Source organism: Chryseobacterium sp. IT-36CA2 (assembly GCF_949767875.1).
Taxonomy (GTDB): domain Bacteria; phylum Bacteroidota; class Bacteroidia; order Flavobacteriales; family Weeksellaceae; genus Chryseobacterium.
The window spans coordinates 75,779-97,388 of sequence record NZ_CATKPG010000023.1; the positions used below are offsets into that span (position 1 = coordinate 75,779).

Below are 21,610 nucleotides of genomic sequence, written 5' to 3' on the forward strand. Positions count from 1 at the left end.
TAAAATTGTCATGTCAAAAAGAGATTATTACGAGGTTCTTGAGATCAACAAATCTGCATCTGCCGACGAAATAAAAAAAGCATACCGTAAAATGGCCATCAAATTTCACCCGGATAAAAATCCAGGGGATAAAGAGGCTGAAGAAAAATTTAAAGAAGCTGCTGAGGCTTACGAAGTTCTGAGCGATGATCAGAAACGTGCAAGATACGACCAGTTCGGTCATGCGGGAGTAGGCGGAAACGGTGGTTTCGGAGGCGGAGGCTTCGGAGGCGGAATGAACATGGAAGATATTTTCAGCCAGTTTGGAGATATTTTCGGTGGTGGTTTCGGAGGATTCGGTGGTGGCGGTGGAGGCCGTCAGCAGGTAAAAGGTTCTAATTTAAGAATCAGAATCAAGCTGAACCTTGAGGAAATGGTAAACGGTACTCAAAAAACCATCAAAGTTAAAAAAATGAAGATGGCAGAAGGTGCCACTTCAAAAACATGTCCTACCTGTAATGGTTCCGGTGTTCAGTTAAAAGTAATGAATACTATGTTTGGTCAAATGCAGACTCAAACCACTTGTGGTACTTGTCAGGGAATTGGAAAAGTTGCTGATAAGATTCCTGCAGGAGCCAACGCACAAGGTCTTATCAAAGATGAAGAGGAAATCACAATTAATATTCCGGCAGGAGCAAGAGACGGCATCCAGCTTAATGTAAGAGGAAAAGGAAATGATGCCCCATTTGGAGGAATTCCGGGGGACCTTCTCGTTATTATTGAAGAGGAAATAGATCAGGTAATCAAGAGAGAAGGCGATAATCTTCACCAGGAACTGTACGTTTCATTTGCTGAAGCGGCTTTAGGAACTAAGAAAGAAATTCCTACGGTAGGTGGAAAAGTGAAAATTACTGTTGATCCGGGAACTCAGTCTGGAAAGATCTTAAGATTAGCCGGAAAAGGACTTCCGAGCATCGACAGCTATGGCAAAGGAGACATGTTCATCCATATCAATGTATGGACACCACAGAAGCTTACTAAAGACCAGAAAGACTTCTTCGAAAAGCAGATGTCCAGTGGAGAAATGGTAGCAGAACCATCCGGAAAGGAAAAAACTTTTTTTGATAAAGTAAAAGATTTATTCAATTAATATAGAAAAAGAGACTTGTAAAAAGTCTCTTTTTTTGTTTAAAGTTCAACGTTTTATATTCAAGGTTTAAATTTATCTTTGAGCCTGATCATAAAAAATCCTGCACTCTTTCGGGTACAGGATTTTTCTGGTTATTTAATTCTAATTCTGTTTTATTTTTTTGTTGCTAAAGAATAGACTCCTTTTCCTAAAGTAAATACGGCAACCGCTACTAATCCGCCAACAACACCAAGCGTAAGCTCTTTCAAAACATCTGGCCAGGTTGGAAGTATCCCATGGAAAAATTCAATCCTATGCAGAAAAATTCCACCAGCAACCATTATTAAAGCAATTGTTCCTACGACTCCTAATATTTTAATAACAATAGGTAAAGCCTTCACTAATAGATGTCCAAGTCTCCCGAAAAAACCTTTATCGTTACTTTTCTTTATTAATTTAAACCCCGCATCATCCATTCTTACGATCAACGCTACAATTCCATAAACCCCAACAGTAGCGATAAATGCAACCAAGCTCGTTACTAAAATCTGCGTAATGAAAGGATGACTTTCTTCCAATACGGTTCCTAAAGCAATAATAACGATCTCGATTGATAAAATAAAATCAGTTGTAATTGCTGATTTTACTTTCTCTTTTTCAATTTCTTCAGAACTTTTTTCGTCTTCTTCAATTTCCTCTATGACTTCATGACCCTTTTTGTCACGGTGAAAAAGAAATTCTATTACTTTTTCAACGCCTTCAAAAGCCAGATACAATCCTCCAAGGATCAATATATAATTAATAGCCGGAGCATATAACCAATTAAGTAAAAAAACGATAGGCAGAATGATCAGTTTGTTGATAAAAGAACCTTTTGTAATTGCCCATAAAACCGGAATTTCCCTTGAAGAAAGAAAGCCCGTAGCTTTTTCTGCATTTACAGCCAGGTCGTCTCCTAAAATCCCTGCTGTCTTTTGAGTAGCAATTTTACTGGTTACTGCTACATCATCCATCAATGCTGCAATATCATCCAAAATAGCAAAAAAGCCTGATGCCATATTTTAATTTTTTTTTAATCTTTGTTAAGTCCAGCAAAAATAAATATTTAATTCCGTTTTTGGATTCATAATATCACAATTATTTTGAAAAATATGAGAATAGTAAAGCAATGCTTCGCTTTCAATATTTTATATCTTTGTTCAAAATCTATTCAATGGATCAAAACTGGGAAACCCAATTGCAAAGTATATGGCTTAAACTGGGAACAATAAGCAATGATGTGTTTATTCAGCAGATTAAAGAACATGTAGAATTACTTACTGATGCAGACTCACAGTCCATTGCCGATTTTGAAAGAGCCTGTGCTTTTGACTCCACCGGACATGAAAAGGAAGCGGAACCTTTGTACAGATCTGCACTGGATAAGGGATTAACCGGTTTGCGGAGAAGAAGAGCAAGAATTCAGCTGGCAAGTACCTTAAGAAATAATGGGAAAATAGAGGAAAGCATCCAAATTTTAAGGGAAGAAAAAGCCAACTATTCTGATGAACTGAATGATGCCGTAGATTCTTTTTTAGCATTATCTCTTTCTTCAGCAGGAGAGCACAAGGAAGCCTTATCTTTAGCGTTGAAAGCAATATCAAAACATTTGCCCAGATACAATAATTCTTTGAGCCGTTACGCTGAAAACCTATAATTTTAACCGTTTTTAAAACCTGATACTATGCGACCTCAATTTCATATTTTAACCTTACAATGTTTATTCTGCCTGTTCAGTACATTCTGCTCCACTTTCCAGGCTCAGGCTCAGACTAATCCCAATAACATCAACCAGGAAAAGAAAAAACAGGAAATTGACAGCATTATAAAAGCATTTGCTGGAATTAATAAGTTTAACGGAACAGCTTTGATTCACTATCAGAATAAAAATATTTTCGAAAGATCATATGGCTGGCAGGATGCAGAAAAAAAAATTCCCAATCAGGATAAAAGTGTGTATCAGATTGCTTCCTTAACCAAATCATTCACTGCACTGGTTATTGTAAAGCTAAGTGAAGAAGGAAAACTTTCTTTCAAAGATCCTATCTCAAAGTTCATTCCCGATTATCCGAGAGGCAATGAAATCACTATTGAACATCTCCTTACCCACACTTCGGGAATTTATGAAGTACTGCGAAATAAAGAGTATTTTAACCTTCTTCACACCGGAAAATCTATAGCCAAAAGTAAAGAGCTTTCATTTTTTAAAAATGAACCACTGGATTTTGAGCCGGGTACTCAATTTTCGTATACCAATTCTGGATATATCTTATTGGGATTTATCATTGAAAAAATAACGGGACTTTCTTATGAAAATGCAGTAAGGAAAATCATCTTAGATCCTCTGAAGATGTCACATACAGGTTTTAACTATCTGGCTCTGAAAAGTCCTTATAAAACAGTTCCTTATTCCTATATTTCAAAAACAAAACAGGAAAAAACAAACGTTTGGAATTCTACATTAACCGGACCAGCCGGCCAAATCTACAGTACTGTTGAAGATCTTTACAACTACTATTTAGGATTGAGAGATTATAAAATTGTTTCCAAAGAAGCCTTTAAAAAAGCAACCACTCCTTTTCTGAGCGGCTATGGCTACGGTTGGTTTATTGATGATCTTTACGGGAAAAAACTCATTAACCATGGTGGAAATATAGAGGGTTCTACAAGTTATTTTGCCATGCTTCCTGATGAAGATCTTTGCATCATCCTCTTAAACAATATTACGAGTAAGAAGCTGGAAAAAGCTGGAAACACCATTTTAGCAGCCTTGTTGGGGCAGCCATACGCACTTCCACAACCCAAAAAAGAGATAACGCTAAGTACTGATGTCCTTAAAAAATATGTGGGTGATTATCAGCTCTCAGATAACAGTATTATTCATATTTTGGAGGAAAGCGGTCAGCTTTTTATTCAGAACAATAAGGATCTCAAAGTAAGAATGCTTGCTGAAAAAGAGGATGTATTTTTCTTACAGGATGATGATTCCGAGATTTCTTTCATTTTCAAAGACGGAGAAAAAGGTGTTGTTACAATCAAAAAAGGACTTTCATCCAAAACTGCGGAAAAGCTCTGATTATAACCTTTGACAGCCTCATAATCAACAGAATTTTTCGTAAATTTAATTAATGAAAAAACTCGTTCTCAGATATCATTTTTTCGTCATGGGATGCATTGGTTTCCTCTTGCAGTCCTGCAATACGAAATTCAGGGTATGGGTAGGTCCCGGAGGCCAGCAGAAGATTTATAACCTGAAATACGGCGAGCATAAAAGACAGAAAATGGATGTTTTTCTGCCAAAAGATTATGTTAAAGATGCTCCTGTAGTTCTTCTTGTTCACGGTGGGGCCTGGACTTTGGGTAAAAAGGAACATATGATTCAGGTTCAGAAAATGCTCTTTGAAAACAAGATTCCAAGTATTAACATGAATTATAGATTGGTTTCTACAAAAGAAAAAATTACTTACAAACAACAACTTGAGGATATTGCTCTGGCCATTGAAAAATTCAATTCTTTAGCAGAAAAAGCAGAGCTTCAACCCAACAATTATATTCTTCTGGGGGAAAGTGCCGGTGGCCATTTGTCTATGCTTTACGGATATCAGCATCCTGAGCAGATTAAAAAAATTATTTCTTTAAGCGGTCCTACAGATTTTTACAGCTCTGAGTATCTTAAGTCCTTTTATTCCAAATACAGTTCTCCTACTTTTCAAAAGGTAGTTGGGACTAAATTTGACCGGAAAAATATGTCTGATGCCTTTAAAGATGCCAGTCCCATTGCCAATATAACCAATATCCCTACCCTTTTGTTTCAGGGGAATAATGACTTTTTGGTTAACCAACATCAGGGCATCGCCATGGATTCAGCACTTACCCATATGAATATTCCCCACAAGTTCATTTTTATGAAAGGTGCCGGGCATGTGCCAAGGCTTTTCAGTAAAAGAAAAAGAGACAGTATTATCTATCCGAATATTCTGGAATGGATTAAAAAGTAAAAACTCCTACAGGCTTTTATCTTATTTAACGCAAAGGATAACTAATTCGAACGTTTCATTTTTAAGGAGGCAAAGAGAAGTGTGACTTTGTCACCGGTGAAGCTCATGAATATACATCCGCTTAGAAAGAATCAATTTCATTGATTCCCTTCTTCGCTCTCTTAAAATAATATTCAATAGAAATTAATCTTTGCGTTAAAAAAAAATTATTTACAAGCACTAAAAAAGCCATCTCAACAATGAGACGGCTCTATATTTTTGATTGAATTTCTTATTTATTCAAAATCCTGATCTTCGTATTTTTTAGAAAGATCTTCCTTTTTTCCAAAAACAAACTTAAAGATGACCGGAAGTGTAGTTACCAATACGATGACAATAATGATGTATTCCAGCTTTTGTTTTAAGTTGATTCCAAACTGATCCATAAAAAGCTTGTCCAGGTAATGTCCTGCAAAGATCAAAATGAATGACCATAAAACAGCTCCAATAACATTATCTCTTAAGAACTCTTTTTTATCCATCTTTACAATACCTGCTACAATGGGAGTAAAAGTTCTTACAACCGGTAAGAATCTTGCCATAATAACAGCTAATGCACCGTGTTTTTCAAAGAAATCGTGAGCCTGATAAAGGTACTTCTTCTTGAAAAGCATTGAATCAGGCCTTTTATATAAGGCAGGTCCGGCTTTTCTTCCAAAATAATATCCTACCTCATTTCCAATGATAGCAGCAAGAGCCACTCCAGAAGCTAGAAGTGTTGTATCTAAGAAATCGCTCCCTGTAGAGCCAAAAGTCTCTTTGATGATTTCAACTGCATAAATTCCCGAAACGAAAAGTAGTGAATCCCCAGGTAGAAAAAATCCTACGAAAAGGCCAGTTTCAGCAAAAACAATAAACAAAATCAGCCAAAACCCTCCCATTTTAATATAAAATTCAGGGTTTAATAAATCCTTCCAGCTATTGAAATCTTCCATAAATATCGATGAACAACAAAAGTAAGTCTAAAATGTCTGAAACAAAAATTAATTATAAGATTTTAACTAAAAATCAACATATTTCTACAATTCAAGATCATCATCCGAAATAGCCGTCCCATCGGCCATTAAGAATGCTTTCAGGAAAGGAGTAAGATTTCCGTTCATTACGGCATCTACATCTGATGTTTCATGACCGGAACGTACATCTTTTACCAATTTGTAAGGATGCATTACGTAGTTTCTGATCTGGCTTCCCCATTCGATCTTCATTTTATTGGCTTCTATCTCGTTTCTGGCTTTCATACGCTCTTCCAATTCCATTTCGTATAGTCTTGAACGAAGGAGCTGCATTGCTTTTTCTTTATTCTGAAGCTGGGAACGGGATTCTGAGTTTTCAATAATAATTCCGGTTGGTGCGTGACGAAGACGTACAGCTGTTTCTACCTTGTTTACGTTTTGTCCTCCTGCTCCGGAAGATCTCATGGTTTCAAAACTGATATCGGCAGGGTTGATATTGATTTCAATGGTATCATCCACCAAAGGATAAACGTATACTGAAACAAAACTTGTATGACGCTTTGCATTACTGTCAAAAGGGGAAATTCTTACTAAACGGTGTACACCATTCTCCCCTCTTAAATATCCAAAAGCGAATTCTCCTTCAATTTCAAGGGTAACAGTTTTCACACCTGCTACGTCGCCTTCCTGAAAATTCAGCTCACGGATTTTATAGCCTTGTTTGTCTGCCCACATCGTATACATTCTCATCAGCATAGCTGCCCAGTCACAACTTTCTGTTCCACCTGCTCCTGCTGTGATCTGCAATACTGCAGAAAGCTCATCACCTTCATTGGAAAGCATATTTTTGAATTCAAGGTCTTCAATTTTTTCTACCAATTGCGGGAATGTTTCATCCAGTTCTTTTTCAGAATCCGGATCTTCTTTGGCAAAATCAGCTAAAACCTGCAGATCTTCAAACTGTGTCTGAATTTCATCATAGCTTTCCACCCATTTTTTCTTGGAACGAAGCTGTTTTAGAAATGCTTCAGCAGTTTTTGGATTGTCCCAAAATTCAGGGGCTGCTGTTTTTTCATCATCATTGGCAATTTCAATCTTCTTTTTTTCAATCTGAAGGTATCTGTGTAAGTCTTCAATTCTGGATTGAACTTCTTTTATCTGGTCGTTGTTAATCACGAATGTTTCTTTTTTGCAAAAATAAGGAATTCTTTTAGAGTGGAGGATTTTGAGTTCAATTCAGAAGAATTGGCATCTGAAATTTTTAACTGGTGGGAAAATAATTAATTTAAAAATACTCTTTTTTCAACATAAAAGCAGTGCATATACCTATGAAATGCAATGTAATTATAAGAGGGAGTGCTTTTTTGGATCCAAATTTATCCATTAAAAAACCATAGACAGGTAATTGTATTATGCCAATAAATAGAGGAATCTCTTCATTAAAAAAGGTTCCCAGCAAGCTAAACGGAAAGACCACCAATATAGGAAAATAAGTCCCGTGACCTCCACCAGCTGCAAGGATGGCAAGAAAAGCAAGAGGCAGTGTTAATATAGAAAACCATATTGTATATTTAAAACGACTCATTATTTTTTAGTCCAATTTATTTTTATTACCTGTCAAATCATTTCTGCAATCATTTCACCAATTTTCGGAGCTAAAGCAACGCCCATCCCTGAAAGTCTTACTGCACAAAACTGTCTTTCCGAAAGTTGTTTTACAATAGGTGTTTTTTCTTCACCCATAGCCATAATTCCTGACCAGCGGAGGGCAATTTTAATATGTTGATGAGGCAGAATGACTTCTTTTAAAAAGTTTTCTAAATGATTCTGGAGAAATTCCGTTGTTTCGAAAGCTGTTGTTTCTTCTGTCTTGAAATCCTGATTTCTTCCACCACCCAATAACACCCGGTTTCCGAGATTCCTGAAATAATAATACCCTTCATCATAGTGAAAAGTTCCTTTCAACTTCAATCCTTCTATGGGCTCTGTCAGAAGAATCTGCCCACGGGCTAGAATAATATTTTCTTTTTCCAGAAATTTTGAAGTAAATGCATTGGTACAATAAATGAGTTGATCTGCTTTTATAGAAAAATCAGCAGAAAGGTAAACCTCAGCGTTTTCTTCTGTCTCATCAATTTTTTCAACCTCTGTTCCAAATAAAAACTCAATCTTGAGCTCATGACACTTTTCCAACAATTTCTGCAGCAGTTTTCCGGAATGCAGACTTCCTTCACAAGGGTTTTCAATCAGGAATTCAGATTTCCCTAACCCGAATTCCTGTATTTTGTCCTGTTTGAGAATATATGTTTGATCCAGACCAGTGATCGCTTTCAGCTTTTCATTAACGGAATCGATATGGAATAAAGGCTCTTCATTGTTTAAAATTTCATAACCGCCAGTAAGTTCAAAATCTATTTCATCATTTTTAAAATAATGTTGGATTTTCTGAAGTCCGTCAAATCTCATTGTAACAAGCTCCAGTGTTTTTCCCCATCCCATTTTCTGAGAATCGGCGATCACTTCGGTAAGACTTCCAAAACAGGCAAAACCGGCATTTCTCGTTGAAGCACCCAATGGAATACAATTCCGTTCAATAATCAGAACAGATTTTTCAGGATATTTCTCTTTAATAGATATCGCAGTCCAGAGCCCGGAAAATCCCGCGCCAATAATAATGACATCCCTTTTTCTGTAAAATGTATCCAGTTCCCAAACGCTGTTCATGAGTAATTAGTAATCAATGATGAGTAATTTTTTGAAAAACATTAAACTTTAAACCCTAAACTTTGAACGATTTACCCTTTATCCCCTTCATCATTATGCTGAAATCCGATGGCTCTTTGTGGTTCTTCAACAACTCTGTAGGTTTCCAGTTCACTCTTTAATGCCTGAATTCTGAACTTAAAATCATCAAAATTATTGATAATGGCATCTGCAAGGAATCTTGCTACCTGATCAAGATATTCTTCAGTAAGCTTGGAACCGGCATCCCTTAAAGCTCCGCTCAAAAGGTTCTGATCTATCTTCAGTTTTTCGTTTCTGGTTCTTTGATAAAGATTTTTAATTCTTTTCTTTAAGCTTTGGGTGAAATCAATCAGCATTGTGTTGCTGAATGCTTTCATTTTTGAAGAGATTTCATGCCAGAAAGGAACCTTATCCGCTTTATTGTTTTTAAGTATTTTGTAAAGTAAAGAATCTTCTTCCAGTCCTCTCGTCATGGCATACAGAATAATTTCTGACCGCTCTGAAGCATTGGGTGGAAAGATCGGAATCATAACGTCAAACCTTCCAGGGGCCAGAATTTCTTCGTCAATTTCTGAAACAGAATTGGCAGAACCTACCATCAAAACACCTTCTTTTTCAAATTTTCCGATATAGTGAAGAATAAGCTCCTGAACCTCAAGATTACAGGAAGCAACATCTGTTTCTGCTTTTCTCTGCATCATAATTTCATCAAAATCATCCATGAAAAGCAGCATCTTATTTTCCTTCATCATATTAACCAGAAAATCACTGAAAGTAATTTCATTTCCGTCAACCAGTGAAGTTCCCAAATAATGTTTTTTGACTTCTTTAAATTGATATCCAATAATTTCAGCAATCTTATTAGCCCAAAATATTTTACCACTTCCCGGTGGACCGTACAGGATAATTCCCGCAGGTTTATTGATTCCCCAGTCTTTAATCTGCTGTGGATTCAGGAAAGGTTCCAGAACAGTAGAAGTATAGAAGAAAAGGTCTCTGTATCCTATAAAATCTCTTTGCTGGAGGCTCGTTTTATGTCCGAAATAATCATAAACAAACTGATAATTTCCTCCCAGTTTGTTATCAATTCCGTAGCTTGAAATGGAGGATTTAAAAAAACCATTATCAAAAATATTAAGATCATTATCTTTAATCACCTTTTCTACCTTATCTTTAGGCTGATTGATGACTTTGGCAATCTGCTCCAGTGTTTTATTTTTATCCAGATCTTTTTCATATAACCTTAAAAAGTCTATATTTTCCCGGGCAAATTTTTCAAAATCTTCTTTTACTTCAAAATTCGTACTGACACAGTCTACCAATTCAAGATCAAAATCCTGTATAAACTGTTTTATGGCTTCTGCAGATACATTCAGTTCTTCTGCCAGTTCAATTAGCTTCATAAGTGTTGATTAATTCTATCAAATTTAATCTATTTACCAATAAATTGACATTGATTTATGATAATTCTGTAACATTATCTAATTTATATAGACTACTACTATGTAAAACAAATTACATGGAAAAGATTTTATCAGTAAAAAATTTGACAAAGAAATTCAAAAGAGTTGTGGTCAACAATATTTCTTTTGATGTAGAAAAAGGAAATGTTTATGGGCTTTTGGGTCCGAATGGAAGTGGGAAATCCACAACTTTTGGGATGCTTCTTTCAACAATCAATCCTACCAGCGGAGATTGGTTTTGGTTTGGAAAAAAAGGAACTGATCCGGAAACGTTAAAAAAGATTGGAGCGATTATCGAACAGCCCAACTTTTATCCTTATTTAAGTGCAGAAACCAACCTTAAAATTGTAGCAGAAATTAAAAGAGCTCCCTATTCTAGAATTGACGAAGTTCTGAAAACCGTTAATCTGTATGAAAGGAGAAAAGATACTTTCAAAACTTTTTCTTTGGGAATGAAACAGCGTCTTGCCATCGCTTCAGCCATGCTAAACAACCCTGAAGTAATGATATTGGATGAGCCTACCAACGGATTAGATCCAGAAGGAATCATCCAGATCAGAGAAATCATCAATGATATTGCCAAGCAGGGAATCACCATTATCATTGCAAGCCACCTTTTGGACGAAATTGAAAAAATCTGCAGCCATGTCATTGTCCTGAAAGAAGGAAATTCTATTTATTGTGGACGAGTGGATGAAATGACTTCCAACAATGGATATTTTGAACTGAAAGCTGATAATAATACATTACTTTTAAATGCTTTGAACGAACTACAATGGTTCACTTCTATTAATCAGGAAGGAGATCTTATCAAGGCTCAGATTCGTGATGATGCATCTATTTCAGCTTCGGCGATGAATCAGAAACTGGCAGAGAAAGGAATTTACCTTTCCCATTTGACCAAGAAAAAACTTTCTCTTGAATCTCAATTCCTTGAACTTGTAAAAAACACCAATTAGTCATGATAAAATTATTAAAACTGGAATACTATAAAAACCTGAACTACAAACCGTTTAAGGTTTTCACAATACTTTATTTTGCCATTCTTATTGCCTTGCTTTTCATCGGATTGGTTGACTTTGATATTTTTGGAGGAACAATTAACTTAAAGGAACAGGGCATTTATAATTTCCCGGAAATCTGGAATTTCACCACATGGATTGTTGCTTTGCTGAAAATTTTCCTGGGACTGATTATTGTTTTCTCCATTTCACAGGAATTCAGCAACCGAATGTTTAAGCAGAATACCATTGATGGATTAAGCAGAAAGGAATTCATCACTTCAAAGCTATTGACAATAAGTATTTTCACTCTTGTTTCAACGGCAATTGTATTGGGAATTACTTTGTTTTTAGGGTATCAATACTCAAATACAACTGAGTCTACAAAGGTTTTTGCTGAGATTTTCTTTATTGGAAATTATCTGGTAAAATTATTTACGTTCTTCTGTTTCTTAATGTTCCTTTCCATTTTGCTGAGAAAATCTGTATTTGTATTTCTTGCTCTTTTTGTTTTATGGATTGGTGAGGCAATTTTAACCACTATTGAAGTATTCTCAAAAGTAAAAGGAATGCAGGGAGCACAAAGAAATGAAATCCTTCAGAATGACTTTTTCATTACCCATCTTTTACCGCTGGAAAGTATGTCTAATCTTATTCCTAATCCGATGATGAGATTGAATATGGCTAAAATGATGGGCCTAAAATATGAATTCCACTACCCTACCGAAAGTCTTATTGCATGTCTTATCTGGTGTGCTATTTTCATCTTCGGATCATATTGGATTCTGAGAAAAAGAGATTGGTAGATTTCAATGATTAGAATTAAAGATTTAATCATTAAAATATTTAAAGATTATTTTTAAGTGGTTCGTTTCGGATCACTTTTTATTTGTAACACTAGGTTAGGACGAGATAAGACATAAAAATAAAAAGGCTGCCATCTGGCAGCCTTCCTTTCACATTACTTTTTATCTAACAACGGAAGATATTGTCCGTATCCTTTTGTTTCCATTTCAGCTTTTGGAATAAATTTCAGAGAAGCACTGTTGATACAGTAACGAAGTCCACCTTTATCCTCTGGTCCATCTGTGAAGACGTGTCCCAAATGGGCATCACCGGTTTTACTTCTTACTTCCACTCTGGTCATTCCGTGGGTACGGTCCATTTTTTCATCAATTAAAGCCTTTGTAATAGGTTTTGAGAAACTTGGCCATCCACAGCCGGATTCAAATTTGTCTGTAGAGATAAACAAGGGTTCTCCTGTGGTAATATCTACATAAATTCCTTCACGGGTTTCGTTCCAGTATTCATTCTGGAAAGGTCTTTCTGTTCCGTTTTCCTGCGTAACATTATATTGTTCAGCAGTCAGTTTTTCTTTTAAAACTTTTTTATCCTGTTTCTGATACGTTGGTTTTGGAAGCGGATTCGCCTTTTTGGCCATCTCAAAAAGTCCCGGCTCAATGTGGCAATACCCACCTGGGTTTTTATCCAGATAATCCTGATGATAATCTTCTGCTTTGTAGAAATTTTTCAATGGAATGGTTTCTACGAGTAATGGTTTGTTATAATTTTTGGCCAGCTTTTGAACTTCATCTTTTACCAAAGCTTCATCTGTTTTATTGGTAAAATAGATTCCGGTTCTGTACTGGTTTCCTCTGTCATTTCCCTGTTGATCTTTACTTGTAGGATCAATAGTTTTAAAATAAAGATCAATCAACAGTTTCAAATCTACCTGTTCAGGATCATATTTTACTTTTACAGTTTCTGCAAAACCTGTTGTATGGCTTACCACTTCTTCATAAGTAGGATTTTGAGTATTTCCGTTGGCATAGCCCACTTCTGTTCCTACCACTCCACGAATTTGTTGAAAAAAATGTTCTGTTCCCCAGAAACATCCACCTGCAAAATAAATCTCTCTAACGTTTTTGTTATCCATAATTTTCTCATTTTCTTTTTTTATTTCCACTACATTAGGCTTATTTTTTTTGAAAAGCCCGGATCCTGCAGCAAAGACTGCTATACCCAGAATGATTCCGAGTACAATGAATATATTTTTCATTTTTACCTTTTTATTCATTACTTATTATTTTGAACGATCATGAATCCAAATCCTAAAAGCATAAGATCTTTTAAAATAAAGAAATCCGTCACAGGCACTCCGTCCACTATTTTCCACATTCCCGGTGTTGTAAATAAATAGCTTAATGTCACCAGAAAAGTTACTATCATTCCGATACCTGCATACTTTTTCAATACAGCAAATTTCGCACTAAATATCAGGAGTAATGCAATGATAATTTCTATCGTTCCGATAAGATTTGACACTGCCTGGACGCTTATAATTTTATATACGAAAAAAGTTAAGAAATGGTTTTCTACCAAAGGTTTTATTGCTGAAGCTTCTGTGGGGGTAAATTTGAAAATACCAATCCACAGCAAAATAAGTGCTGCTCCGAAAAGCGAAATGTAATACCCGATTCGGGTTAATTGACTGTTAGATTTCTGTACTGTTCCGACCATGTTTTTAAGATTTTAATTAATACTTTATCGTTTTCGAAAGTATAGTCGGAGCTTTTTTAAAATCCTGACAGAAATTTTCTTAGAAATTCAACTTATCGATCATTTTATTTTTAAAATCCTGAATTTCAGCTTCATTTATTTCTGTTTCTTTTTCAGAAAAAGTCTTTTTAAATGCTTTATCCAGAAGAGCCAGCTTTTCATTGTACATTCTGCACCATTTGCAGATCATCAGGTGCATGCTTAACTTCCTGTTTTCTTTGGCAGAAATAGATTGGGCATTTCTTTTTTCCATTAGTAAAGTAGCTTCACTGCATGGTAAAAATAATATATGTAGTATTCTTCTTATCATATCACTTATGATTTTGAAAACCAGTTAAACTCCAGACATTCTCTGAGCTGCATGCGGCTTCTTTGCAAAATCTTCCAAAGGTTAGTCGTAGAAACCTCTAATTCCTGACTGACTTCCGGTGCTTTTTTTTCTTCTATATAATACATTTTAAGCAGAATCTTCCATCTGGAGGGTAATTCCTCAATGCATTCCTCCAATGTTTTATTAAACTCTGCACTGTCTAAAAGCTCATCACCTTCTCCAGATACATTCCAGTCATTCAAAACATCATTATTTTTCCATGATCCGGTTTCATCAAAAAAATGATCAAGTCTAATATTGGGTTCGGATTTATATTTTTTCCTGTAAAAATCGGCAACTTTTCTATTAAGAATAGCCATCAGCCACGTAAGCGCCTGGCTTTTCCCTTCAAAAGAATCATAGACTGAGTAAGCAGCGAGAAAAACTTCCTGAACAATATCCTGTGCATCTTCTTTATTCGAAAGCACATATAGTGCCCGCTTCAAAAGCGGTCCCGAATATTGTTCTATCCAGCTTTTCAGTTCTTCATCTTTTGTCATTGGAAGGATTTTTTATCTTATTTCAGATCACAACGAAGGTAGTAAGTTAAACGGAAATTGCAAAACTAGATAGGTTATTATTAATTATAGCCATCTCAAACCTTATAGGTTTACCACACATCCATTAACAAATCCATCCCCATTCAAAACATAGCATAAAATTATTACAAATCGCTTAAAAATCTTAAATTTGCATCTTATCAAAAATTTGATAGTTAAAAAAGCAAAAGCAATACTATGACATCACAAGAAATACGTCAAAAATTTTTAGACTATTTTAAAAGTAAAGGGCACCTTATCGTTCCTTCAGCTCCTATTGTGCTGAAAGACGACCCTACACTTATGTTTTCCAACTCCGGAATGACGCAGTTCAAGGATTTCTTCCTTGGCTACAAAACCCCTACCGCCCCTAGAATTGCCGATACCCAAAAGTGTCTTAGAGTTTCAGGGAAGCACAATGACTTGGATGATGTAGGTAGAGATACTTACCACCACACCATGTTTGAAATGTTAGGAAACTGGTCTTTCGGGGATTACTTCAAAAAAGAGGCTATTGCTTTTGCCTGGGAATTACTGACTGAAGTATACGGAATTCCAAAAGAAAATTTATACGTAACGATTTTTGAAGGTGATGCTTCAGAAAATCTGGACAGAGACCAGGATGCTTATGATTTCTGGAAGTCTCACATTTCAGAGGATAGAATCATCAACGGAAATAAAAAAGATAACTTCTGGGAAATGGGTGAAAGCGGACCGTGCGGACCGTGTTCAGAAATCCATGTTGACTTAAGAACACCAGAAGAGAAAGCAAAAGTTTCAGGACTTGACCTGGTGAATAATGACCACCCTCAAGTAGTTGAAGTATGGAACCTGGTTTTCATGGAGTTCAACAGAAAGGCAGATAAATCTTTAGAGAAACTTCCTGCTCAGCACGTAGATACAGGAATGGGCTTTGAACGTCTTTGTATGGCGCTTCAAGGGAAATCTTCCAACTATGATACTGATGTTTTCACTCCGCTTATTTCGAAAGTTGAAGAACTTTCAGGTAAAAAATATACCGGAATTTTAGAAAACGAAAAAGATATTGCCATCCGTGTTGTGGTAGACCACATCAGAGCGGTTTCTTTTGCTATTGCAGATGGACAATTGCCATCCAACGGAGGAGCAGGTTATGTCATCAGAAGAATTTTAAGAAGAGGAATTTCTTATTCTTACAGATTCCTGGATATGAAAGAACCTTTCCTTTACAAATTGGTTGCTGTTCTGCAGGAACAAATGGGAACTTTCTTCCCAGAACTTGAAAAGCAAGGAAAATTGGTTTCTGAAGTCATCAAAAGTGAAGAAGATTCATTCTTAAAAACAATTGAGAACGGGTTAATCAGAGTAGAAAAGCTGATCCAGCAGACTATTGCAGATAATCAGAAAGTATTACCAAGCGAAGAAGTTTTTGAGCTGTATGATACATATGGTTTCCCTGATGATTTAACAAGAATCATTGCTGAAGAAAAAGGGTTAACAATTGATGAAGAAGGTTTCAAAGCTGAAATGGAGAAACAGAAGCTTCGTTCAAAAGCGGATTCTGCTCAGAAAGTATACGACTGGGTAAATCTTGAATCAAAGCCTGAAACATTTGTAGGGTATGATCAGACTAAGTCTGAAACATACATTACAAGATACAGAAAGGTAGAAAACAAAGACGGAGAATTTTATCAGGTAGTATTAAGCAGTTCTCCTTTCTACCCTGAAGGAGGTGGACAGGTTGGAGATAAAGGAGTTCTTGAAAATGCAGTTGAGAGCTTCGAAGTTCTGGAAACTAAAAAAGAAAACGGATTGATTATTTCACTGATCAACGGTCTTCCAAAAGATGCCGGTGCTGTTTTCTATGCTAAAGTAAATGCTTCAGAAAGAAAAAATTCTCAGGCAAATCACTCAGTAACTCACCTTCTGCATGAAGCTTTAAGAGATGTTTTAGGAACTCACGTAGAACAGAAAGGTTCTTATGTAGGTCCGGATTATCTTCGTTTTGACTTCTCTCACTTCAACAAAATGACGGAGGAAGAATTAGCATTAATTGAAGAAAAAGTAAATAAAAAAATCAAAGAAAGTATTGCTTTACAGGAATTCAGAAATATTCCGATTCAGGAAGCTCTTGAAAAAGGAGCAATGGCTTTGTTTGGTGAAAAATATGGTGACAGTGTGAGAATGATTCAATTCGGAAGTTCAAAAGAACTTTGCGGTGGAACTCACGTAAAAAACACCAGCGAAATCGGTCATTTCAAAATCACTTCTGAAGGTTCTGCTGCTGCGGGAATCAGAAGAATTGAGGCTATTTCAGGAGACAAATCTGAGGAGTATTTCAACAATCTTGAAAAACAGATCATTGAACTTTCTCAGTTATTAAAGTCTAAAGATGTGGTAAGATCTATTGAAAAACTGATCGAAGAAAACACTTCATTGAAAGCTGAAGTAGATGCTCTTAAAAAGGAAAAAGCAAAAGGAGAAATCGGAGAATGGAAGAATGCTTATGAGCAGAAAGGCAACAAGCAGCTTCTTGTAAAGAAAACTTCTTTGGATGCAGGTTCTGTAAAAGACATCGTATTCCAGCTGAAGAGAGAAATCCCAGCATCTGTAACGATTATTCTTTCTGACGCAGACGGAAAACCAATGATTACTGTTGGAGTTTCTGATGATCTTGCTGCAGACTATCAGGCTGGCGCTATTGTGAAGGATCTTGCAAAAGAAATCCAAGGCGGTGGTGGCGGAAACCCTGGTTTTGCAACAGCTGGTGGTAAAAACCTTGAAGGTTTAGAAAACGCTTACCAAAAAGCGTTGAATATCTAAAATAGAAACTTCTATTATAAATTTTAGCCCCGGCTGTCTCAGAATTGAGACAGCCGGGGTTGTTTTTTACAGTATATCATCTTATTTTAACGCAAAGTTTTTTCTATAATACTTTATAATTTCAGGAAGCAAAGAAGGGAATCAACTTCATTAATTCTGACCAAGCGCATGCAATAATCATACTTCGCCTCAAATATCTGTGTAATTCGTGAAATCTGTGGGAAACTAAAGTAATTTAGGAAAGATGATACAGGCCCGTTATACCTTTTAACGCTAAAGATCGCAAAGAAATATCCATTTTATCTTAAATATTTCTGTTCGCAAAGGCGTTACACTCAGCTATAAAATGATTGCGTTTTTTTGCTAAATGGAATGGCCTTTGCGAACGAAAAAAGCAGATGTATAAAAGCCTTAGCGTCTCTGCGATATAATATACCATTCCTTATTACTCAGATATTCATCAAAGTCACTCTATTTATATCCGTTCTAATTATTGACCTTATCTTAACAAATCATTACTTAATATTAAACTATTTGTTTTGTCTTCTTAAAACATAGTTAACACTAGACCTTTAGTTTTGCCATAATCGAAATTCAAAAAATATAATTATGAAAATTAACCAAACTATTGGAGCTCTATTCCTTGCAGCCATTGTTTTTCAAGGCTGTAACGATGACAATAACGGGGATTCCAATACCCCTGTGAATGACAAAATTAAGATTGAAAATTTTTCTAAAGAACCTGCTTTCGTTTTTGGAATGCCTGGTTTTGAAAACTTAAATATTACAACCCTTATCTCCAGTTCTGATGTTCTTTCAGGCTCTCCGGATTTCGTTTTTGGAGGCCAGCCGGACGGAATGGGAATAATGAAAGATCCTAACTCAGACGGGTACCTGATGATCACCAACCATGAGATCAAACAGTCTGTATCCAGAGTATATTTAGACAAAACATTTAAGCCTGTAAAAGGAGAATATATCTTAAACGGAACCGGAGGAATGACAAGATTATGCTCTGCTACGTTAGCAACTCCTGAAACTCATGGTTTCAGTGCATTCCTTACAGCAGGTGAATCAGGTGAAGAAAGTATGGTTCACGCTTTGAATCCTTTGGCACCAGCTTCTCAGGCATCAGACAAAACAAGAGTAAAGCCAGCTTTAGGAAAGGCTTCCATGGAAAATGCAGTTCCGCTTCCTAAAGATGTTTCTAATGGAAAATCCTATATCATCATTGGTGAAGATCAGTCTTATTCTTCTTCTCACCAGTCCGCAGGACAGTTGATCATGTATGTAGCCGATACACAGGGAGATCTTGACAACGGTAAATTGTATTCTTTAAAAAGAACAAACAACAACTATACTGAAACGGATATGACGAAAGGAAGCAGCTATGATGTAGAATTCGTGGAAATTCCGAACGCCAAAAACCTTACAGGAGCTCAGATCAACCAGAAAAACATTGATAATAACGCTATCCGTTTTTCAAGAGTGGAAGATGTAGATTACAGAAAAGGAGCAGGAAAAGGAAGAGAAATCTATTTTACCGCTACAGGAGAATCTTCTGACGGTGTGAATCCAAAAGCTGGATTAACAATGTGGGGAAGAGTATACAAACTTGTTTTGAACACCAACAATATGATGACAGGAAAGTTAGAAGTTGTTGCTGAAGGAGATTCTAATCCAGGAAATAACCTTATCAATCCTGACAATTTATGTGTGACTGAAAACTTCGTATACATCCAGGAAGACGGAGATTCTTATTACAAAAATGCCAACCACGATTCTTATATCTGGCAGCTGAATATTGCTACAAAACAATACAAACCATGGCTGAATATGAAGCACAACAGAAGTGATTCTGCATGGCAGACCGCCTATAACCAGTCCGGAGATTTACAGAAATTCGGTTCATGGGAATTCGGAGCGATGGTTGATATTTCAGACATCATCGGAATTCCAAATACATTCTCTGTGAATATCCACTCTCACACATGGCAGCTGGATAAATTCAAAAACCCTGACGGTTCCGGAATCAACACCAATAAAGAAGGTGGACAGATTGTAATCATCAGAAACGTAGAAAAATAGTTTTAATTCCTTCATATCAAATTAAAGTATCAATAGAAATCTCTGTTGATACTTTTTCATACCTATGAGTAAGCTTTCAAAATACCCGATACTCCTTTTCTTATACTGTGCAGCAGCACTTTTTACCCTTTATTATTGTAAAAATGATAAGCAGCAGCCTGTGTATGAAGATCTTGGTTCTGTAAAAAACAGAATTCTCAAAACCAATGCTGATTTTGAAAAACAAATCAACGAACTGAAAACCCTGGTCTCTAAAGATTCTGATGGAAAACTTCTTCAGGAAAAATTTCAGGATATCAGAAAAACCTACAAAAAAATGGAATGGGCTGTAGAATATTTCCTTCCGAACTCCGCAAGATTTATCAACGGTCCTGCCCTTCCTGAAATTGAAATGGATGAACACACCGAAATAGAACCCGAAGGACTTCAGGTTTTGGAAGAAATGCTCTACCCTTATGATAAAGGGAATAAAGAGGAAGTCACAAGAATGCTTAATAAGCTCATTAATAAAAGCAATACTATAGAAACCAACTTTCAGGTCATTACCGTTAGTAAAGATCAGGTTTTTGATGCGTTGAGGCAGGAAGCGTTCAGAATTTCCAGCCTGGGAATTTCAGGTTTTGACACCCCTGTTTCGGGAACATTTTTACAGGAAATGCCTTCTTCACTGGAAGGAATCAAAGAAACATTAGAGCAGATTTCCACTGACCGTTCGAAAGACAAAGCCTTAAAAAATATTATTGCAGAAATCAACTCGACTATTGAGTTTCTGAAGAGAAATACAGACAAAAATACATTTGATTACGTCAATTTTATTCCAGATCATCTGAATAAGATCACCACTTTGATGCTGGATTTTAAAAATCAGGAGAACATTCCGGATGTTGAAGTAACGACTGCTTTAAACAAAAATGCAACTACTTTTTTCACTAAAAATGCTTTTAACCCTAACGCTTTCACTCCCGGAAAAGAATATGCATATTCGGAAGAAAAGGCAGCTCTGGGATATCAACTCTTTAATGACAAAATTCTATCCAACAGCAATAACCGAAGCTGTGCAACCTGTCATATTCCCGAGAAAGCATTTACAGACGGACTTGCCAGAGCCATGTCCCTTGAAAATTCGGAACTGGCGAGAAACACACCTTCTCTCAACTATGCAGGATATCAGCATGGTCAGTTTTGGGATATGAGAAAAGACGATCTGGAAGGCCAAAGCTCAGATGTAATTTCTAATAAAGAAGAAATGCATGGTGATCTGAATGTGATTTTGGCCAAAATCAATCAGGATAAAAACTATCAGGCGGCATTTAAAAAGATTTATCATTCTCAAAAAACAGAGGTTTGGCAGCTGCAGAATGTACTGGCGACCTATATCCGTTCTCTCGCAAAATTTAATTCTGATTTTGATGAATACATGAGAGGAAATAAATCGGCAATGACAGAAAATCAAAAACGTGGTTTTAATCTTTTTGTTGGAAAAGCCCAATGTGCAATTTGCCATTTCGTTCCTTTATTCAATGGTACTGTTCCGCCGAATTTCAAGAAAACCGAACAGGAAATATTGGGAGTAGCTGTGAATGCAGAAAACAGAGTGTTTGACAATGATCTGGGAAGAGGAAAGTTTCATGAAACAGTTCCTTCATTACAGCATTCTTTCAAAACACCAACCCTTAGAAACATTAATAAAACAGCTCCTTATATGCACAACGGAGGGTACAAAACGTTAAAAGAAGTGATGAATTTCTATAACAAAGGCGGAGGAAAGGCTTTTGGATTTAAAGTAGAAAACCAGACCCTTTCTGATGCACCATTACAGCTTACAGACAAAGAAATAGATGATATCATTGAGTTTATGACAGCTCTGGACGATCGATAATCCCATTTTGAAACAAACAATTAA

At 36.2% G+C, this 21,610-nt stretch carries 19 protein-coding genes; 9 read left to right on the top strand and 10 right to left on the bottom strand.

What is annotated here, in order from left to right; all coding sequences use genetic code 11:
• Positions 1-10 precede the first annotated feature (10 nt).
• Positions 11-1,129, top strand: coding sequence for a molecular chaperone DnaJ (gene dnaJ / locus ACM6F9_RS17240; protein ID WP_414846854.1), 1,119 nt, complete (start codon positions 11-13; stop codon positions 1,127-1,129).
• 152 nt (positions 1,130-1,281) lie between these two features.
• Here dnaJ and ACM6F9_RS17245 read toward each other — a convergent pair whose 3' ends face one another.
• On the bottom strand, positions 1,282-2,166 hold the full coding sequence (locus ACM6F9_RS17245) for a DUF808 family protein (protein WP_414846855.1): 885 nt from the start codon (positions 2,164-2,166) through the stop codon (positions 1,282-1,284).
• 155 nt (positions 2,167-2,321) lie between these two features.
• Here ACM6F9_RS17245 and ACM6F9_RS17250 point away from each other — a divergent pair, with 155 nt between their 5' ends.
• The 3 genes from ACM6F9_RS17250 to ACM6F9_RS17260 are packed head-to-tail and all read left to right on the top strand — an operon-like array spanning position 2,322 to position 5,145.
• Positions 2,322-2,804 (top strand): tetratricopeptide repeat protein, encoded by a 483-nt coding sequence (locus ACM6F9_RS17250; protein WP_414846856.1) that lies wholly within the window; start codon positions 2,322-2,324, stop codon positions 2,802-2,804.
• A gap of 27 nt (positions 2,805-2,831) precedes the next feature.
• A complete protein-coding gene (locus tag ACM6F9_RS17255; RefSeq protein ID WP_414846857.1) occupies positions 2,832-4,223 on the top strand; it encodes a serine hydrolase in 1,392 nt (463 codons plus the stop codon).
• Positions 4,224-4,275: 52 nt separating this feature from the next.
• The gene (locus ACM6F9_RS17260) at positions 4,276-5,145 is read left to right on the top strand and encodes an alpha/beta hydrolase (RefSeq protein ID WP_414846858.1); all 870 of its coding nucleotides are present in this window, start codon (positions 4,276-4,278) and stop codon (positions 5,143-5,145) included.
• 275 nt (positions 5,146-5,420) lie between these two features.
• On the opposite strand, the gene ACM6F9_RS17265 is transcribed toward ACM6F9_RS17260, so the two are convergent.
• From ACM6F9_RS17265 to ACM6F9_RS17285, 5 genes are all read right to left on the bottom strand, one after another.
• Positions 5,421-6,119: a DedA family protein gene (locus ACM6F9_RS17265; RefSeq protein ID WP_414846859.1), complete on the bottom strand. Its 699-nt coding sequence runs from the start codon at positions 6,117-6,119 to the stop codon at positions 5,421-5,423.
• Positions 6,120-6,203: 84 nt separating this feature from the next.
• Positions 6,204-7,316, bottom strand: coding sequence for a peptide chain release factor 2 (prfB, locus tag ACM6F9_RS17270; RefSeq protein ID WP_414846860.1), 1,113 nt, complete (start codon positions 7,314-7,316; stop codon positions 6,204-6,206).
• Between the two features lie 109 nt (positions 7,317-7,425).
• Positions 7,426-7,725 carry a hypothetical protein gene (locus ACM6F9_RS17275; protein WP_414846861.1) on the bottom strand — a complete coding sequence of 100 codons (300 nt, stop codon included), beginning with the start codon at positions 7,723-7,725 and terminating at the stop codon, positions 7,426-7,428.
• Positions 7,726-7,757: 32 nt separating this feature from the next.
• On the bottom strand, positions 7,758-8,864 hold the full coding sequence (locus tag ACM6F9_RS17280) for an NAD(P)/FAD-dependent oxidoreductase (RefSeq protein ID WP_414846862.1): 1,107 nt from the start codon (positions 8,862-8,864) through the stop codon (positions 7,758-7,760).
• A gap of 71 nt (positions 8,865-8,935) precedes the next feature.
• Positions 8,936-10,288, bottom strand: coding sequence for an ATP-binding protein (locus ACM6F9_RS17285; protein ID WP_414846863.1), 1,353 nt, complete (start codon positions 10,286-10,288; stop codon positions 8,936-8,938).
• A 116-nt stretch (positions 10,289-10,404) separates the two neighbouring features.
• Between ACM6F9_RS17285 and ACM6F9_RS17290 the strand changes: the two genes are divergently transcribed.
• On the top strand, positions 10,405-11,307 hold the full coding sequence (locus ACM6F9_RS17290; protein ID WP_414846864.1) for an ABC transporter ATP-binding protein: 903 nt from the start codon (positions 10,405-10,407) through the stop codon (positions 11,305-11,307).
• A gap of 2 nt (positions 11,308-11,309) precedes the next feature.
• The gene (locus tag ACM6F9_RS17295; protein ID WP_414846865.1) at positions 11,310-12,155 is read left to right on the top strand and encodes an ABC transporter permease; all 846 of its coding nucleotides are present in this window, start codon (positions 11,310-11,312) and stop codon (positions 12,153-12,155) included.
• A 155-nt stretch (positions 12,156-12,310) separates the two neighbouring features.
• Here ACM6F9_RS17295 and msrB read toward each other — a convergent pair whose 3' ends face one another.
• The 4 genes from msrB to ACM6F9_RS17315 all read right to left on the bottom strand — a co-directional run bounded on the left by msrB (position 12,311) and on the right by ACM6F9_RS17315 (position 14,778).
• Entirely contained in the window at positions 12,311-13,408 is a 1,098-nt protein-coding gene (gene msrB, locus ACM6F9_RS17300) for a peptide-methionine (R)-S-oxide reductase MsrB (RefSeq protein WP_414846866.1), read from the bottom strand.
• A gap of 17 nt (positions 13,409-13,425) precedes the next feature.
• Positions 13,426-13,869 (bottom strand): DUF417 family protein, encoded by a 444-nt coding sequence (locus ACM6F9_RS17305; protein ID WP_414846867.1) that lies wholly within the window; start codon positions 13,867-13,869, stop codon positions 13,426-13,428.
• 79 nt (positions 13,870-13,948) lie between these two features.
• Positions 13,949-14,218 carry a hypothetical protein gene (locus ACM6F9_RS17310; protein WP_414846868.1) on the bottom strand — a complete coding sequence of 90 codons (270 nt, stop codon included), beginning with the start codon at positions 14,216-14,218 and terminating at the stop codon, positions 13,949-13,951.
• Positions 14,219-14,223: 5 nt separating this feature from the next.
• Positions 14,224-14,778 carry a sigma-70 family RNA polymerase sigma factor gene (locus tag ACM6F9_RS17315; RefSeq protein ID WP_414846869.1) on the bottom strand — a complete coding sequence of 185 codons (555 nt, stop codon included), beginning with the start codon at positions 14,776-14,778 and terminating at the stop codon, positions 14,224-14,226.
• 237 nt (positions 14,779-15,015) lie between these two features.
• Between ACM6F9_RS17315 and alaS the strand changes: the two genes are divergently transcribed.
• The 3 genes from alaS (at position 15,016) to ACM6F9_RS17330 (ending at position 21,586) form a co-directional block, all read left to right on the top strand.
• Positions 15,016-17,619 (top strand): alanine--tRNA ligase, encoded by a 2,604-nt coding sequence (gene alaS, locus ACM6F9_RS17320; RefSeq protein ID WP_414846870.1) that lies wholly within the window; start codon positions 15,016-15,018, stop codon positions 17,617-17,619.
• Between the two features lie 609 nt (positions 17,620-18,228).
• Complete coding sequence (locus ACM6F9_RS17325) at positions 18,229-19,707, top strand: alkaline phosphatase PhoX (protein ID WP_414846871.1); 1,479 nt, start codon at positions 18,229-18,231, stop codon at positions 19,705-19,707.
• 64 nt (positions 19,708-19,771) lie between these two features.
• Positions 19,772-21,586 carry a cytochrome-c peroxidase gene (locus tag ACM6F9_RS17330; protein ID WP_414846872.1) on the top strand — a complete coding sequence of 605 codons (1,815 nt, stop codon included), beginning with the start codon at positions 19,772-19,774 and terminating at the stop codon, positions 21,584-21,586.
• The last annotated feature ends 24 nt before the right edge of the window (positions 21,587-21,610 follow it).